The 15,148-nt window shown below is 64.0% G+C and carries 16 protein-coding genes; 11 read left to right on the top strand and 5 right to left on the bottom strand.

Translation table 11 applies throughout. The features are described 5' to 3' along the window. Positions 1-57: 57 nt before the first annotated feature. From AAFN84_RS13255 to AAFN84_RS13245, 3 genes are all read right to left on the bottom strand, one after another. Entirely contained in the window at positions 58-837 is a 780-nt protein-coding gene (locus AAFN84_RS13255) for a Bax inhibitor-1/YccA family protein (protein ID WP_347515014.1), read from the bottom strand. A gap of 175 nt (positions 838-1,012) precedes the next feature. Then, positions 1,013-3,511, bottom strand: a complete 2,499-nt coding sequence (locus AAFN84_RS13250; RefSeq protein WP_347515139.1) for an ABC transporter permease — start codon at positions 3,509-3,511, stop codon at positions 1,013-1,015. Positions 3,512-3,585: 74 nt separating this feature from the next. Continuing rightward, positions 3,586-4,284 carry an ABC transporter ATP-binding protein gene (locus tag AAFN84_RS13245; protein ID WP_347515013.1) on the bottom strand — a complete coding sequence of 233 codons (699 nt, stop codon included), beginning with the start codon at positions 4,282-4,284 and terminating at the stop codon, positions 3,586-3,588. A 63-nt stretch (positions 4,285-4,347) separates the two neighbouring features. Between AAFN84_RS13245 and AAFN84_RS13240 the strand changes: the two genes are divergently transcribed. The 8 genes from AAFN84_RS13240 to AAFN84_RS13205 all read left to right on the top strand — a co-directional run bounded on the left by AAFN84_RS13240 (position 4,348) and on the right by AAFN84_RS13205 (position 9,674). Then, on the top strand, positions 4,348-4,992 hold the full coding sequence (locus tag AAFN84_RS13240; RefSeq protein ID WP_347515012.1) for an arylesterase: 645 nt from the start codon (positions 4,348-4,350) through the stop codon (positions 4,990-4,992). 128 nt (positions 4,993-5,120) lie between these two features. Next, positions 5,121-5,717, top strand: coding sequence for an RNA 2',3'-cyclic phosphodiesterase (gene thpR, locus AAFN84_RS13235; protein ID WP_347515011.1), 597 nt, complete (start codon positions 5,121-5,123; stop codon positions 5,715-5,717). After that, positions 5,718-6,014 carry a 4a-hydroxytetrahydrobiopterin dehydratase gene (locus AAFN84_RS13230; RefSeq protein WP_347515010.1) on the top strand — a complete coding sequence of 99 codons (297 nt, stop codon included), beginning with the start codon at positions 5,718-5,720 and terminating at the stop codon, positions 6,012-6,014. 71 nt (positions 6,015-6,085) lie between these two features. Beyond that, positions 6,086-6,670 (top strand): protein-tyrosine-phosphatase, encoded by a 585-nt coding sequence (locus AAFN84_RS13225; protein WP_347515009.1) that lies wholly within the window; start codon positions 6,086-6,088, stop codon positions 6,668-6,670. A 43-nt stretch (positions 6,671-6,713) separates the two neighbouring features. Continuing rightward, positions 6,714-7,088, top strand: a complete 375-nt coding sequence (locus AAFN84_RS13220) for a YkvA family protein (RefSeq protein ID WP_347515138.1) — start codon at positions 6,714-6,716, stop codon at positions 7,086-7,088. Positions 7,089-7,343: 255 nt separating this feature from the next. Then, entirely contained in the window at positions 7,344-7,847 is a 504-nt protein-coding gene (locus tag AAFN84_RS13215) for an invasion associated locus B family protein (protein ID WP_347515008.1), read from the top strand. 133 nt (positions 7,848-7,980) lie between these two features. Then, the gene (gene rlmN, locus AAFN84_RS13210) at positions 7,981-9,213 is read left to right on the top strand and encodes a 23S rRNA (adenine(2503)-C(2))-methyltransferase RlmN (RefSeq protein ID WP_347515007.1); all 1,233 of its coding nucleotides are present in this window, start codon (positions 7,981-7,983) and stop codon (positions 9,211-9,213) included. Next, positions 9,210-9,674, top strand: coding sequence for a hypothetical protein (locus tag AAFN84_RS13205; protein ID WP_347515006.1), 465 nt, complete (start codon positions 9,210-9,212; stop codon positions 9,672-9,674). Before rlmN ends, AAFN84_RS13205 begins: the two co-directional genes overlap by 4 nt. Before the next feature lie 3 nt (positions 9,675-9,677). Here AAFN84_RS13205 and AAFN84_RS13200 read toward each other — a convergent pair whose 3' ends face one another. Beyond that, positions 9,678-10,625 carry a hypothetical protein gene (locus AAFN84_RS13200; protein WP_347515005.1) on the bottom strand — a complete coding sequence of 316 codons (948 nt, stop codon included), beginning with the start codon at positions 10,623-10,625 and terminating at the stop codon, positions 9,678-9,680. Between the two features lie 187 nt (positions 10,626-10,812). Here AAFN84_RS13200 and AAFN84_RS13195 point away from each other — a divergent pair, with 187 nt between their 5' ends. After that, positions 10,813-12,036: an argininosuccinate synthase gene (locus tag AAFN84_RS13195; RefSeq protein ID WP_347515004.1), complete on the top strand. Its 1,224-nt coding sequence runs from the start codon at positions 10,813-10,815 to the stop codon at positions 12,034-12,036. Between the two features lie 68 nt (positions 12,037-12,104). Here AAFN84_RS13195 and AAFN84_RS13190 read toward each other — a convergent pair whose 3' ends face one another. After that, positions 12,105-12,884, bottom strand: coding sequence for a lytic murein transglycosylase (locus tag AAFN84_RS13190; RefSeq protein WP_347515137.1), 780 nt, complete (start codon positions 12,882-12,884; stop codon positions 12,105-12,107). A gap of 213 nt (positions 12,885-13,097) precedes the next feature. Here AAFN84_RS13190 and AAFN84_RS13185 point away from each other — a divergent pair, with 213 nt between their 5' ends. Then, positions 13,098-14,360 (top strand): NAD(P)/FAD-dependent oxidoreductase, encoded by a 1,263-nt coding sequence (locus AAFN84_RS13185; RefSeq protein ID WP_347515003.1) that lies wholly within the window; start codon positions 13,098-13,100, stop codon positions 14,358-14,360. A gap of 72 nt (positions 14,361-14,432) precedes the next feature. Further along, entirely contained in the window at positions 14,433-15,104 is a 672-nt protein-coding gene (locus tag AAFN84_RS13180; protein ID WP_347515002.1) for a DUF1236 domain-containing protein, read from the top strand. The last annotated feature ends 44 nt before the right edge of the window (positions 15,105-15,148 follow it).

Here is a 15,148-nt window from a genome sequence, read left to right as displayed (position 1 = left end):
CCGGCAAAAAGAAAGGGCGGCACGAGGCCGCCCTTTTTCGTGTCCGAATTCCGGCTGTTATTCGCGGTTGCCCAGGAACTGCAGCATGAACATGAACATGTTGATGAAGTCGAGATAAAGCCTCAGGGCGCCCATGATGGCCTTGCGGCCGGCAACGAGCGCGCCGTCGCCTTCATAATACATCTCCTTGATCTGCTGGGTGTCGTAGGCCGTGAGGCCGGCGAACACCAGCACGCCGATCGCCGAAATGGCGAACTGAAGCGCGGACGAGCCCAGGAAGATGTTGACGATCGAAGCCAGGATGAGGCCCCAGACGCCCATGATCAGGAACGAGCCCATGCCCGACAGGTCGCGCTTGGTCGTATAGCCGAACAGCGACAGAGCCAGGAAGGCGGTGGCGGTGATGAAGAACGTCTGCACGATCGATCCGCTGGTGTAGACCAGGAAGATCGAAGACAGCGAAATGCCCATCAGCGCGGCGAAGGCCCAGAATGTGGCCTGTGCGGCGCCAAGGCTCATCTTCTCGACGCGGAACGACAGGAAGAACACCATCGCCAGCGGCGCGAGCATCACCACCCAGCGCAGCGGCGAGCCGTAAAGCGCGCCGCCCAGCGCGGTCAGCATCTTGCCATTGCCCAGCTGGGCCACGGCGGCGGAGGGATCAGTCGTGGTCGCGAGCGCCACGGTGCCGAGTGCGGCGATGCCGGTGATCGCGAGGCCGAGCGCCATCAGGTTGTAAACCTTGATCATGTAGGCGCGCAGGCCCTCGTCGATCGAGGCATCGGCGCGCGAACCAGCAGTCGCGACGCGAGCCTGATAGTTGCGAAGGTCAGCCATTGGAAATCCTCTTTGTCTGCTCATGTTCCGTCGGGTGTCGGGCGTAAGCCCAGGCGCCGCTGGCGGAACTCCAGCATGCCTGCGGTGAATATGCGCATTCTCGCGTCGCAGGACAAGGGCTGTTGCAGCCTGAAATGCGCGGTGAGCTGCGGTTTTGCGACGCGGTTAACGCCCGCTACAGATTGCGCAGGACCGGGGCGGCTTTATGGCCCAGCACCCTCCATGTGCCGACAAGGCCGAATCCGACCGTCAGAACCAGTGCGATCACCACCGTGGACACCGCCACCTCCGGCAGGAAAGCCGATGGCAGGCTCATGATACGCGAGATCACGAACCAGGCCGCAACGCCCCCGGCCAATAACGCGAAAGCGGCAGTCGCGAGGCCGATGATGGCGTATTCGAGCGAAAACGCCCTGATCAGCGTGCCACGCGTCGCGCCCAGCGTCTTGAGCACGACGGCGTCATGGACCCGCGCCCTGTTGCCCGCCGCAAGCGCGCCCGACAGCACGAGGATGGACGCGACGAGCGCCACGGCCGCAGCCGCCCGGATCGCGACGGCAAGCTGCGCAACGATATCGTTGACGATGTCGAGCGCGTCCTTGACGCGCAGGCTGGTCACCCCGGGGAAACTGCGTGTGACCGCATTGAGCAGGCGTGCTTCGTCGGCAGTGGTGGCGGCGGGATCCGCAAGCGTTGCAAGCCAGGAATGCGGCGCGCCGGCAAACGTGTTGGGAGAAAACACCATCACGAAGTTGATACCGAGCGACTCCCACTGCACTTCGCGGAAATTGGCGATCCGCGCGGTGATGTTGCGACCAAGAACGTTGACCGTCACCGTGTCGCCGATCTCGAGCCCCAGCTCGCCGCCCTCCTGCGCGGCGAAGGAAACCAGCGGCTCGCCGTCATGGTCCTCTGCCCACCATTCGCCCTGGGTCAGCGTCGAGTTCTGCGGCACGTCCTGCGCATAGGTGATGCCGCGATCGCCCCGCAACACCCAGGCGCCTTCCGGCGGCACCTCGATTTCGCGCACGTCGACGTCATTGAGTGCCATCACCCGCCCGCGCAGCATCGGTACGCGGACAAGCTCTCCATCCGGCGACTGCTCCGCGATTAGCGCCGAGAAATCCTCGACGGTGCCGCTCTGGATGTCGACGAAGAAGAAATTCGGTGCCTGTTCGGGCAGGTTGCCGGCGATCTGGCGACGCAGATTGCCGTCGATCAGCGCCAGCGTGACGAGCAGCGTCAGGCCGAGGCCAAGCGACAGCACCACGGATGGCGTGAGCGCGCCGGGACGATGAATGTTGCCGATGGCCAGGCGCAACGCAGTAGAACGCACGCGTGGGCTGCGCCGGGCCAACGCCTGAACGAGCCATCCGACGACGCGCAGCACCATGAAGGCACAGATCGCCGCGCCGACGAAGATCATGGCAATGCGTCGATCGGTCGACGTCCAGATCGCCAGTCCGGCCAGCGAAACCGCCAGTGCCAGCGTGGCAAGAAGGTACACTGGACGCGGCCAGCCGCTGGCGTCGAAGCTCATCTGGCGGAAAAGCGCGGTGGCAGGCACATCGCGCGCGCGGCCGAGCGGCAGCAGCGCGAAGGCGAGCGTCACGAGCACGCCGAACAGTGCAGCGAGCGCCAGCGCATCCGGATAGATGCCGCCAGCCGCCGGCACCGGCAGCACCGAGGACAGAAGCGCCCCGGCGGCGGGCGGCATCAATGCACCGAGCACGAGGCCCACGACGATGCCGATGCCGGCGACCATGAGGATCTGGACCAGATAGACGGTGAGCACGAAGCGGCCCGACGCGCCGAGGCTCTTGAACGTCGCGATCACCCCGCGCTTGGAGTCGAGATAGGCGCGCACGGCGTTGGCGACCCCGACACCGCCCACGACAAGCGCCGTCAGGCCGACCAACGTCAGGAATTGGGAGAAGCGCTCGACGTTCGAGGACAGCGCCGGCGCGGCATTGCTGCGCGAACGGATGCTCCAGCCGGCTTCCGGAAACTCCGCTGTCGCCGTTTCGCGGATTTGCTCCAGCGTCGCTTCATTCGGTGTTTCGGCGAGCCGGACCTTGTAGCCATGCTCGATCAGGCTGCCGGGCTGGATGAGCCCCGAGGCGCGCAGACCGTCCATCGACACGAGGAGGCGCGGGGCAAGCCCGAAGCCATCGGAAATCGCGTCCGGCTCGGTGACGATGCGCGCCCGCAGCTCGAACTCCATGTCGCCGAGGCTTATCCGATCGCCCACGGCCAGGCCGAGCCGTTCGAACAGGATGTCGGCCGCAGCCGCACCATGGATGCCGTCTTCTTCACCGACCAGTTCGTTGACCGGCAGATTGGGCTCGGCAACGAAGGCGCCATACAAGGGATAGAGGCCATCCACGGCCTTCACCTCGACGAGCGTCTGGTCGGAAGCATCGGAAAGACGCGCCATCGAGCGGATGTTGGCGCTGTGGGCGACGGTGCCGAGGCTGTCCAGAAACGCCTTTTCCGCGCCTTCCGCTTCGCGATGGATCAGCTCGAAACGAATGTCGCCGCCAAGCAGTTCGCTGCCCTGGCTCTCTACGCCCGACGTGATCGCCCGCGCCACGGAGTTGACGCCGCCGATCGCCGCGACGCCAAGCGCGATGCAGGTGATGAAGATCAGGAAGCCGGAAAGGCCGCCGCGCATCTCGCGCAACGAGAACCGGACGGCCAGACGAAGCGTGGTCAGGGCGCGGCCCGAGGGCGGAGACGCCACGGCGCTCACGCGCTCACCGCCGCCAGTTCCGGCGCATTTTCAATTCGGCCGGACCGCATCGCGATCTGGCGGTGGCACCGCGCGGCAAGGCTAGGATCGTGCGTGACCAGCACGAGCGTCGTGCCTCTGGCCTCGGCGGTTGCAAAAAGCAGGTCGGCAATCTGCCTGCCGGTTGCCTGGTCCAGATTGCCGGTCGGCTCGTCGGCTATGAGGATCGCCGGTTCAGGCGCGAGAGCCCGCGCGATCGCCACCCGCTGCTGCTCTCCGCCGGACAGTTCGCCCGGATAATGCGTGACACGGTCCGAGAGACCAACGGAAGCAAGTTCGCGTGCGGCGACGCCGAACGGATCGGAATGGCCCGCCAGTTCCAGCGGCACAGCGACATTTTCCAGCGCCGTCATGTTGGGAATCAGATGAAAGGACTGGAACACGATGCCGACATTGCGGCCACGAAAGGCCGCGACCTCGTCCTCGCTGCGCCCGTCGATGCGCTGCCCGGCGATCCAGACTTCGCCGGCATCGACCCGTTCCAGCCCCGCCAGCACCATGAGAAGCGTCGACTTGCCTGAACCCGATGGTCCGACGATGCCAGTCGCCTCGCCGCGCGCGACCTTCACGCTGACGCCTTTCAGCACGTGCACGGACGAAGCCCCTTGCCCGAGCGTCAACGAGACGTCTTTCATTTCGATCACGGCTTCTGTCACGGGCATATCGTCCTATATTGCTGGGAACACGGTCCGGTGCCGGTCACATATGGGTTGAACTGCATGGCATTCAAACGATTTTGGAACCTCGCGCTCGCTGGCTGCATCGCGCTTCTCGTCACCGTTTCCGCAAGCGTTGCCGAACCGGTGCGAATCGTCGGCTTCGGCGACAGCCTGATGGCCGGATACCAGCTCGATGCGGGGCAATCCTTCCCCGAAAGGCTTGAAGCTGTCTTGAAGGAGAGGGGTCACGATGTCGTGATTTCGAATGCAGGTGTTTCCGGCGACACCAGTGCTGCGGGACTTTCGCGTCTCGATTGGTCGATTCCAGACGGAACGGATCTGGTGATTCTCGAGCTTGGCGCCAACGACATGCTGCGCGGCATCGCTCCGAGCGTCACGGAGGAAAACCTGAAGCAGATGATCGAGCGGCTGCAGGCACGCGACATCGACATCATCCTTGCGGGCATGATAGCGGCGCCCAATCTCGGGGCGGACTTTCGAGCCAGCTTCGATCCGATCTTTCCACAGTTGGCGGAGACCTACGATCTGCCGCTCTACCCGTTCTTCCTCGACGGCGTCGCGGCACAGTCTTCCTTGTTGCTGGAGGATGGCATGCATCCCAACGCCCAGGGCGTCGATCGCATGGTGGAGAACTTCCTGCCGGTGATCGAGCAGGTCCTTACCGACCTGCGCGAAGGTACCTGAGGGTATGGCGCAGTGAGTCCGCTTCGCCACACTTCCGCAAGGGAACCGTTCGCAACGCACAAAACGGCTTGCTCGATCCGGTATTCGGTGATTCGCTGGCCTTGAGCAGTCGATTCGAGGAGGTAGCAATGCCGCGACTTTTCACCGCCCTCGAGATACCGCGCGACGCCGCGTTATCGCTCTCGCTCCTGCGTGGAGGCCTTCCCGGAGCGCGCTGGATCGACGTCGAGAATTATCATCTGACCCTGCGCTTCTTTGGTGATGTCGAAGGCCATGTCGCCGACGAGATCGCCAACGCTCTCGACCGGATACGCCGTCCATCGTTCAGCCTGACCCTTTCCGGTGTCGGCGCCTTCGGTTCCAAGAAGCCACATTCTCTGTATGCCGCCGTGACCGCGTCTCCCGATTTGATGGCGCTGCAGGGCGAGATCGAGCGAATCTGCCAGCGACTCGGCCTGCCTGCCGACCCACGGAAATTCGTGCCGCACGTGACGATCGCGCGGCTGCGCAACACCCACCCGATGGAAGCTGCGGCCTACCTGTCCGCGCGCGGCAACTTCGCCACCATGCCCTTCAAGGTCGGCCGCTTCGTGCTGATGTCGTCGCGCGATTCCGTCGGCGGCGGCCCGTACGTGATCGAGGAAACCTGGCCTTTGCCAACCCCGGACGTTCGCGTCGCGGGCGGAGCGTTCGACATGGCGCTCGCATCCAGGATGATGCGCTAGATGCCGCGCGACCGCTTGGACACCGACGCGATCGAGGAGGCCCTGGCGGGCCTTCCCGGCTGGACCCTCGAGGATGGCGGCAAGGCACTCGTCAAATCATTCAAGTTCAAGTCCTTCAGCGAGGCGTTCGCGTTCATGACGCGCGCCGCACTCGCCGCCGAAAAGCTCGACCATCATCCGGAGTGGTTCAACGTCTACAACAAGGTCGACATTCGCCTGACGACGCATGATTCGGATGGAGTGACCGAGCTCGACGTCAAGCTGGCGGGCAGGATGGAGCGTTTCGCCGCAAGCTGATCTGTCGTCGGGCTGCCAAACTTGCGCTTCATGAGGTAAGGAACCCTCCTCCCCAAGCGAAAGGCCCGCCGATGATTCCCGCTTCGATTTCTCTTCTTACCATTTGCGGCATCGACGAATTGCCGGATCATGGCACGCGCGCCGTGACGCATGTCCTGTCGGTCATCGACCCGGAGCGAGCCGATCTCACCGCCTTCGCCGACTATGGCGAGCATCATCGCACGACGCTTCGCTTTCACGACATCATCGATCCGCTGCCGGGCATGATCCCGCCGAACCGCGATCACATGGAGGCCATCCTCGCCTTCGGCGCGTCCCTGCGCGATTCGCGCGGCGAGCGGACGGAAGGCCATCTGCTCGTCCACTGCCACATGGGGATTTCCCGCTCGACGGCCGCGATGATCACGCTGATGGCCCAGGCCGAGCCGGACGTTCCCGAAACCCTGCTGTTCGAGCGCCTGCGTGGCATCCGTCCCCAGGCTTGGCCAAACTCGGTGATGATCGGCATGGCCGACGACATGCTCGATCGCAAGGGCCGGCTCACAGATGAGTTGCGCAGGCACTATGGGCGCCAGCTCGTCACGCAGCCGAACTATCGACGCTGGATGAGCGATCTCGGCCGCGCCCGCGAAGTCGAGATGGCCGTCGACCCTTGAAGCAGGGCGGGAGACCGCCCATTTCAAAACCATGACCCAGGCGATCCCGCAGGCCAAAATCCAGGAAATCCTCAAGCCCGTCGCCGCCGAAGAAGAGGCGCGGCAGGAACAGCGCGTCCGTGCCGGATTCTGGCGCACCGCGCGGCGGGCTGCGCGCCACATCCCTTTCATGGACGAGGTCGTTGCAGCCTATTTTGCCGCCCTCGACCCCAAGACGCCTACACGAGTGCGCGGCACGCTGCTCGCGGCCTTGGCCTACTTTGTGATGCCCGCCGACCTGATCCCCGATTTTCTCATCGGTTTCGGCTTCACCGACGATTTGGCCGTGCTGATGGCCGCCATGACCTCCATCCGTGGCCACATCACGCAAGAGCACCGCAAGGCCGCCCGCGAGGCGCTCGACGGCGCCCAGCCATAGGGCCGCGCGAGGATCACGCGCATTTCAGTCAAACTCTCGCCTTTTTTGCGGTTTTCAAGACATCCCCAGGGACGCGGCGTGCCGTTGCGATGGATGAATCTCCACGCAGTGGTTCGGGTTTTCAGAGTGGCGGGTGCACGTTTCGGCGCAGTTCACCCTTTGGTAACCCAGATTAAGTTAAAATGAAGCGAATGAGCCTTTCGGGTTCACTTCGGCCACCCGTACACGACCACGCACAGGGATGACGCTACGACGATGCGCGGAACCATTACGACGATCTCCTGCCTTGCCTTGCTGGCGCTAGCCAGCCCGGTAATGGCCCAGTCGGCGACCAAGATCGGCCAGCACAATGCTTGGGGCACCTACTCTTACGATGCCAACAGCGGCAAGGTTTGCTATGTGCTCACGGTACCGACCGACAAGCAGCCGACGAATCTCGACCACGGCGATATCTACTTCTTCGTCAGCCAGAAGCCGGGACAGAACGTATCCTACGAGCCGCAATTCATTGCCTCCTACGACTTCCAGTCCAATTCCAAAGTCCAGGTGACGGTCGGCGACCGCAATTTCAGCATGTTCACCCGTGGCAAGTCGGCATGGATGGAGAATGCCGCGGAAGAGCCCCAGTTGATCGCGGCGATGCGCGCCGGCGCCGACATGCGGGTTCAGGCGACATCGGGGCGAGGCAACCCCACCAACTATGTCTTCTCGCTGCGCGGAATCACGGCAGCCCTCAGTTCGATCGAGAATTGCTCATAGGCAGTTGTGCTTCGGTGACGGGGCCGGGCCATTGCGCCCGGCCTTTTCTTTGGGCCGTGACGCGGCGCCATTATTCTGCTATGTGCGCGCCACAACTGGCACGCGGACGCTTCCGCTCCTATCTTTCCCGACCATGACCCTATCGATCGATCTCACTTCCGCCCAGACGCGCGCCTCTCTCGGGGCGAGCGCACGCTTGCCGGAAAAACCCTCTCTGGTGGGCATGTCGCGCGACGAGATGGCCGAAGCGCTCGGTGAGGCCGGCGTGCCGGAACGCCAGCGCAGAATGCGGGTGCAGCAACTCTGGCACTGGCTCTATGTGCGCGGCGTCTCCGACTTTTCGCAGATGTTCAACATCTCGAAGGATTTGCGCGTACAACTGGATCGTCACTTCACGGTGGCGCGCCCGGAAGTGGTCGAAGAGCAGATTTCGAACGACGGCACTCGCAAGTGGCTCTTCCGCTTTCCGCCGCGCGGCGCAGGCCGGCCGGTCGAAGTGGAGACGGTCTACATTCCAGAGGAAGGCCGCGGCACGCTGTGCATCTCCAGCCAGGTCGGCTGCACGCTGACCTGCTCGTTCTGCCATACCGGCACCCAGAAGCTGGTGCGCAACCTGACCGCCGAGGAAATCCTCACCCAGCTCATGACTGCGCGCGACCGGCTCGGTGATTTCCCTGACGCGGGAACGCCCGATGGCGCGATCGTGCCGGCCGAAGGGCGCAAGATCACCAATATCGTCATGATGGGCATGGGCGAGCCCCTCTACAATTTCGAAGCGGTGAAGAAGGCTCTGCTGATCGCGTCGGACGGTGACGGCCTGTCGCTTTCCAAGCGCCGCATCACGCTTTCCACCTCCGGGGTGGTGCCGGAAATCTTCCGCACCGGCGACGAGATCGGCGTCATGCTCGCCATCTCCCTGCACGCCGTGCGCGACGATCTGCGCGACATGCTGGTGCCGATCAACAAGAAATACCCGCTCGAGCAGTTGATGGACGCCTGCCGGAAATATCCGGGGCTGTCCAATGCTCGCCGCATCACCTTCGAATACGTGATGCTGCGTGACGTCAACGATTCCATCGACGACGCCAAGGAACTGGTCCGGCTTCTCCGGGGCATTCCGGCCAAGATCAACCTGATCCCGTTCAACCCGTGGCCAGGCACGAACTACCAGTGCTCGGAATGGGAGACGATCGAGAAGTTTGCCGACTATATCAACCAGGCGGGCTATGCGTCTCCGATCCGCACGCCGCGCGGCCGCGACATTCTCGCCGCCTGTGGTCAGCTCAAGTCGGAATCGGAGCGCATGCGCAAGTCCGACCGCCTCGCGCTTGAGGCGATGATGATTGCCGGACACGGCGAGGCGTGAGCCGGCTGATCGTCTATCTCGGCCGCTTCACCGCAATCATCATCGGCTTCACCGCTGCTGCCCTCGCCGCGGGTCTGTTCGCCAGCCTTCTTCTGTTCGGTGCGGCAGGGTGGATGGAAATCGTCCCCTATCCCGCCGATGGACCGTTCTACCTCACCACCTTCTTCCTGACCGTCCTGTTTGCCTATCACGCGTTCGGGCCCGCATTCATCGCCATGCTGATCGCCGAATTCGCCGGTTTACGCGACTGGCTCTATCATGCGCTGGCGGGCGCTGCGGTCGCGGGCGTGAGCATCATCCTTGCGTGGGAGAACCCGCGCGCGACGCTTTCCGACGATGCCATGCCGATCATGGCGGCGCTGGCCTGCGGCATGGTCGGCGGCATTTGCTATTGGGCGGTTGCGGGACGGCGCGCCGGCGCGTGGCTGCATGGTGGCGACATTCGCCCGGCCCCCCCCTGACGATCAGTCCTGCGAGGGACGCAGGCTGAGCATGTCGTCCTGTTCGCTCTCTTCGGGCAGTTCGCCCTCCAGCGCGTAACCCTCACCGTCCCAGCGCCACACGAGGGCCGCGCCGCCGCCTCGCACCGGCAGCGTCACCACGTCCGGCCAGCCATCGTGCAACGATTTCGGATCGAGGTGCAGGTGGACGTTCTCGGTGTCGTAGACTGCCGTCCAGTCCGGTGATGCGTCGCCTTCCGGTCGCGGTTCGGTTGCAAAACCGGTGATGTTGCAGCCCGAAAGGCCGTAATACCATGACGAGCCGCACAGTCGGGTGAACAGCAGCCGCCGCCCCGCGCCCAGCTCTGTCATCGCGACCGTGACTTCCGGCTGCGAGGCGGTCGAAGCGGCGAAGGCCTCGATGTCCTTTGCCCGCAATTCGCGTGCCAGATTGGCATGGGACGAGTATGGCGTGAATGTAATCGCAGTATAGGCCGACATGTCGCGCAGGGTGCAGCGGTTCTCCGCGCCGGAGATGGCCGCATTCGAGCCGCGCAACGGGAACGTGATCTCGCCGGCTTCGCCTGGCAGCGTTGCCACCATCCGGATGCCTTTCTTCAACGGTTCCAGCATCTCGCGCGGCAACGGCGAGACAAGCGTCCGCCCTTCGACCGACAGCACCAGGTCGAACGCACGCCCGTCGACGGCAATGACGGCCGCCCCGCCCGCTCGCTCGGCTGCATCGCCGAGGTCGAGCCGAAGCGTCCAGCGCTGCGCTTCGCAGGACAACGATCCGCCGGTGACCGCGCCACCGCTTGCCGCCGGCAGCATGGCGCGCGCTTCGCTCTCCAGGGCAACCCAGTTTTCCTGGGCTGCAGCGGGCGTCGCGGCAAAGCCGATCGCCGTGGCGAGGCACATCCGTGCCACGTGGCCGGCGCGCTGCCATCCTTCACGCCTTGATCGATCCAGCACTTGGTCTCCCCCGCATCAGCAGAATCAGAAGCCAAAGTCTATCGACGGCAGGTCGTGCGGCAAGGTCGTTCCACCTCACAATCCGATGAGCGGCGCCATCTGATGGCCTTGCCCGGCCCCGGATACCTGTTAAAAGTGCCGCCGATTGCAAAGCCGGGCGACAGCCCGCGAGAGAACCGGGTGCGACATGTCGAAGTGGAAAGACGTCAAGAAGGTGGTGCTGGCCTATTCCGGCGGTCTCGACACCTCCATCATCCTCAAATGGCTGCAGACGGAAGTGGGGGCCGAAGTCGTCACCTTCACCGCCGATCTGGGACAGGGCGAGGAACTGGAGCCGGCGCGCAAGAAGGCCGAGATGCTCGGCATCAAGGAAATCTACATCGAGGACGTTCGCGAGGAGTTCGTGTCGGATTTCGTCTTTCCGATGTTCCGCGCCAACGCCCAGTATGAGGGCCTCTATCTGCTGGGCACCTCGATCGCCCGGCCGCTGATTTCCAAGCGCCTCGTCGAGATCGCCCGCGAGACCGGCGCCGATGCCATCGCCCACGGGGCCACCGGCAAGGGCAACGACCAGGTTCGTTTCGAGCTCTCCGCCTACGCGCTCAACCCCGACATCAAGGTGATCGCGCCGTGGCGGGACTGGACGTTCAAGTCGCGAACCGACCTGCTGAACTTCGCTGAACAGCACCAGATCCCGGTCGCCAAAGACAAGAAGGGCGAGGCGCCCTTCTCCGTCGACGCCAACCTCCTGCACTCGTCCTCCGAGGGCAAGGTGCTGGAAGATCCGTGGGGCGAGCCGCCGGAATATGTGCACATGCGTACCATCTCGCCGATGGACGCGCCCGACAAGGCCACCGAAATCACGGTCACCTTCAGGAAGGGCGACCCGGTCGCGCTCGACGGCAAACCGATGTCGCCGGCCACCCTGCTCGCCGCGCTCAACGATCTCGGCCGCGATAACGGCATCGGCCGTCTCGACCTCGTGGAGAACCGCTTCGTCGGGATGAAATCGCGCGGCGTGTACGAGACGCCCGGCGGCACGATCCTGCTGCAGGCGCATCGCGCCATCGAATCGATCACGCTCGACCGCGGCGCGGCCCATCTCAAGGACGAGCTGATGCCGCGTTATGCCGAGCTGATCTATAACGGATTCTGGTTCTCGCCCGAGCGCGAGATGCTGCAGGCCCTGATCGACAAGAGCCAGGAAGACGTCGAGGGCGACGTTCGCCTCAAGCTCTACAAGGGCAACGTGATTGTCACTGGCCGCCGCTCCGACAAGTCGCTTTATTCCGACGCCCTTGTCACCTTCGAGGACGACCGCGGCGCCTACGACCAGAAGGACGCGGAGGGCTTCATCCGCCTCAACGCGCTGCGCCTGCGCACGCTGGCCGCACGGAAGCGCAACGGCTGAGTATCCTCGAGTTCCAACGAAAAGGCCCGGAAGCGGCGCTTCCGGGCCTTTTTTCTGTCTTGAACCGGTTAATTCCCGTCGATCTGTCGACCCATGATGGCAATCGCCTGCTGGTAGACGCCTGCAGCGTTCCAGCCCTGGATGGCGCGGAAATTCCCCTCGCCCGGCTGGTAGCCGCCGCCTGGCCGCCAGCCATGGCCACGCAGGAAGTTGGCCGTGGAATGCAATGCGTCGGGGCGCGACCGGATAAGGTCGATGCGGCCATTGCCGTCTCCGTCGACACCGAACTTGATGACGTTTTCAGGAAGAAACTGGGTCTGGCCGATTTCGCCATGGGCCGCGCCGATGGCGTCGGGGCTCAGATGCCCGCGATCGACCAGTTGCAGCGCCGCGTAGAGCTGGCGGGTGAAGAAGTCCGAGCGGCGGCAGTCATAGGCAAGCGTAGCGACCGACGAAACGATGTTCTGGTTGCCGAGATATCCACCAAACGCGGTTTCCATACCCCAGATGGCGAGGATCACGCCGGGCGGCACCCCATACCGCTGCTCGATGCTGTTGAGCAATTGCGCGTTCTGCTGCTTGAGCTGTTTGCCCTTGCGCACGATGGTGGACGCGCCGCGTCGTTCCATGAACTGGTCGAGCGACAGGCGAAAGCTTTTCTGTCCGCGGTCGGCCTTGATGGTGGCGTTGCTGTAGCGGGTGTTCGCGAGCGCCGACAGGCCTCTCTGTCCGATACCGCGCGAGGCTGCCTGATTGCTGAAAGCAGCCTTCCATGCCTCGAAACCGCCGCCGGTATTGCCGCATTGCTGCGCATATGCCGAGCCGGCCGATAGGCCCAGCGCGAGCATGACCGCCGCCAGAATCTTGACTCTCGCCTTCGCCATTGGGTCACTCCAGATTGTTGATGTTGTCCTTTGCGGCGATATTGCCATGCCCAAGGACGCTTGTCATTCCGACAACGCGCACCCGGTCGGCCTGGACCAACGGAGCCGAGACGCGCGACCATAGCTTTGCTATGCTTACCGAAGCCTTACTTTTTGGGTGTGGGGGGCCGATCGCAGATGCAGGATGTCGATGTCGTGATCGTCGGCGCGGGATCGGCTGGATTGGCAGCCGCAAAAATCATCCGCGCCGCCGGCTTGAGTTTCCGCATGCTGGAAGCGATGGACCGCATCGGCGGCCGGGCCCATACGTCGTCCGATCATTTCGGTGTTCCGTTCGACATTGGCTGCGCCTGGCTGCATGCCGCCGATCGCAATCCCTATTTCGAGGAAGCGAAATCCGCCGGCTGGACTCTGTTTCACCACGAGATGGGGCTCGACCATCTCTATTTCGGAAAGCGCAGGGCCGCGCCGGAGGAGATGGCGGCTATGGCGCAGGCCGACGCCCATATCCAGGCCAGTATCACGGCGCATGAAGGCGTGCAGGACAGCCTTGCGAGTCTATTGCCCTACGGCCGGGCGCTTCGGGCCTCAGCAACGTTTTCCGGGCCGATGGATTTCGGCAAGGACCCCGACGAAATATCCATCGCTGACTTCCGGGCGACCGCCGACCTCGACCCGAACTATTTTACCCGTGAAGGCTTCGGCGCGCTCGTCGCCCGCTTTGGCGCCGACGTTCCAGTCGAACTGTCGACGCCAGTGCGCAATATCCGCTGGGGCGGGCCTGGTGTCGCGATCGGCACGAACCGGGGCACGGTTCGTGCCCGCGCGGTGATCGTGACCGCGTCGCCTGCGGTTCTCGCGTTCAACGAGATAGAGTTCCTGCCGGAACTCCCCGCCGGTCATGTCGAAGCTCTCTTCGACCTGCCGATGGGCATGCTGACCAAGATTCCGGTCGAGATCAGCGGCGGCCGCTTCGGCCTCAAGCCATTCGATGACCTCCTGGTGGAGGGGCACGCACGCCACGACCTGTATTTCCTCTGCTTTCCGTTCGACATCGATCTGATGGTCGGCTTCGTCGGCGGCGATTTCGCCTGGGAGATGGAAGCGGCGGGAGAGGATGCGGGCGTCGACTATGTCGTCGGCCAGCTTTGCGGACTCTTTGGCAACGATGCGCGAAAATATGTCGGCCGCGCCACCATGACGCGCTGGAGCGGCGAGCGTTTCGTACGCGGCGCCTATGCCGCAGCACGGCCCGGCAAGTCGACGGCGCGGGCAGTGCTTTCCGATCCGGTCGGCGAGCGCATCTGGTTTGCCGGCGAACATCTGGCTGGGCCACTGATCCAGACCTGTGCAGGTGCGAGGCTATCCGGCGAAGCCGTCGCGCGCGACGTGGTGGCACGGCTGGCGGGTCCTCATTCGCCGTCCGGTAGCATTTTGTGAGCATTAAGGAGGAACGGCATCGGCCTGATTCCGTTGTTGAGCCCGAAGGGGAACGTCAACGGAGTAATGAAGATGAAAACCAAGCTATTCATGGCCACTGCGGGCGCAATGCTCATCATGTCCGGTGCCGCCATGGCACAAACCGCCGTCGTCGCGACCACCGACCTCAACGTGCGTTCCGGCCCGGGGCCGCAGTACCCGGTAATTGGTGCCATCGGCGCCGACCAGGAAGCGACCCTCATGGGCTGCCTTGAAGGCAGTAGCTGGTGTCAGGTCAGCGCCGCTGGCGTCGACGGATGGGCTTATTCGGACTACCTCATCGGCGACAATTCAGGCGTTGAAGTCGTCGTCACGGAGCGTCCTGCCGAGATGGAAGTTCCGGTCGTGGTCTATGACGAGCCTGCCGGCTCCACCGTTGGCGGCCTGACCGGCGCGGCCACGGGCGCGATTGCCGGTGCGATCATCGGCGGGCCCATCGGCGCGGCGGTCGGCGGTATCGCCGGCGGCGCGGCAGGTGGCGCGACCGGCGACATCCTGCAGCCGGAACCGCAGGTGCGCACCTATATCCAGGACAACCCGATCGATCCCGTCTATCTCGAAGGCGAGGTCGTGGTGGGAGCGAGCCTGCCGGAGACCGTGGAAGTCTACGAGATCCCGGACTACGAGTATCGCTACGTCTACGTGAACGGCCAGCCGGTGCTGGTCGAGCCGCAGTCGCGGCGCATCGTCCACATCGTTCGCTAGAACGTATAACCGTTACAAGAGCCGTCGGCAGCGATGCCGACGGC

The organism is Mesorhizobium sp. CAU 1741, from assembly GCF_039839275.1.
GTDB lineage: Bacteria > Pseudomonadota > Alphaproteobacteria > Rhizobiales > Rhizobiaceae > Aerobium.
This window is presented reverse-complemented; position numbering and strand designations above follow the sequence as displayed.